This is a genomic window from Mitsuaria sp. TWR114, from assembly GCF_007997345.1.
On record NZ_VOSR01000478.1, the window covers coordinates 1 to 1,159 of the forward strand.

The 1,159-nt window shown below is 72.6% G+C and carries 1 protein-coding gene and 1 pseudogene (1 of these 2 cut by a window edge); one reads left to right on the forward strand and one right to left on the reverse strand.

What is annotated here, in order from left to right; genetic code table 11:
• The coding region (gene kdsA / locus FUT87_RS17165; RefSeq protein WP_147241800.1) for a 3-deoxy-8-phosphooctulonate synthase at nt 1-532 on the forward strand (532 nt) is incomplete at its 5' end.
• Here kdsA and FUT87_RS17170 read toward each other — a convergent pair.
• Nucleotides 501-1,159 (reverse strand): annotated as a pseudogene (locus FUT87_RS17170) (acyltransferase family protein); it runs 616 nt beyond the window's last position. The gene kdsA and the pseudogene FUT87_RS17170 overlap by 32 nt on opposite strands.

Here is a 1,159-nt window from a genome sequence, read left to right on the forward strand (position 1 = left end):
CGTCTGCGACGTGCTGCAACTGCCGGCCTTCCTGGCCCGCCAGACCGACCTGGTGATCGCGCTCGCGAAGACCGGCCGGGTGATCAACATCAAGAAGCCGCAGTTCGTCAGCCCGCCGCAGATGAAGAACATCGTCGAGAAGTTCGAGGAAGGCGGCAATCCGAACGTGATGCTGTGCGACCGCGGCGCCCAGTTCGGCTACGACAACCTGGTCGTGGACATGCTGGGCTTCGGCGTGATGAAGCAGGTCAGCGGCGGCAAGCCGGTGATCTTCGACGTGACCCATGCGCTGCAGCAGCGCGAGTCCGGTGCCGCCGCCTCGGGCGGTCGCCGCGGCCAGGTCACCGAGCTGGCCCGCGCCGGCATGGCGATCGGCCTGGCCGGCCTCTTCCTGGAGGCCCATCCCGAGCCCGAGAAGGCGCTGTGCGACGGCCCCAGCGCGCTGCGCCTGTCGCAGCTCAAGCCCTTTCTGGAGCAGGTCAAGGCGATCGACGACCTGGTCAAGGGCTTCCCGGTCCTGGACACCCACTGACCGCCGCGGCCCCCGGCCGCGCGGGCCGGCGCCGGATCAAGCGCCGGATCGGGCGCGGCCCGGCGCGGGCGTGACCGGGCGCTCGCCCTGGGGGGCGGGCGTGCGGCCGTTGAAGAGCAGCCGCATGAGGGCGAAGGGCCGCACCAGCCAGCGGTGGATCGCCAGACTCAGCGCCAGCGTGGCCAGCGCGATGATCGGGAACTTGACCGCCGCCGGCCAATCGAGCGGCAGCAGCAGCAGCCAGCGCCACCACCAGCAGGTGGTGGACGAGGAAGATCGTGTAGCTCGCCTCGGCGAGCATGCGGCCGAGCCAGCCGCGCGGGCCGGTGCGCCAGCGCCCCAGCGCGCCCACGGCGGCGCCGGTCGCGATCCAGATGCCCAGCAGTTCCACCGCCAGTGCTGCCTCGCGGGCCAGCGGATGCGGCAGCGTGGCGCTGGCCGCGTCGCCCCAGTTGGCCGCGAAGGCGGCCACCGGCAGCAGCCAGAGCGGCGTCGACAGCCACGCCCGCAGCCAGGCGGGGCGATGCCACAGCGCCAGGCCTGCGAGGAACAGCGGCGCGTAGAAGGCCAGGTTGAACAGCGTCAGGTCGCCCGGGCCGGCCTCGTAGGCGATGCCGGTCAGCCGGA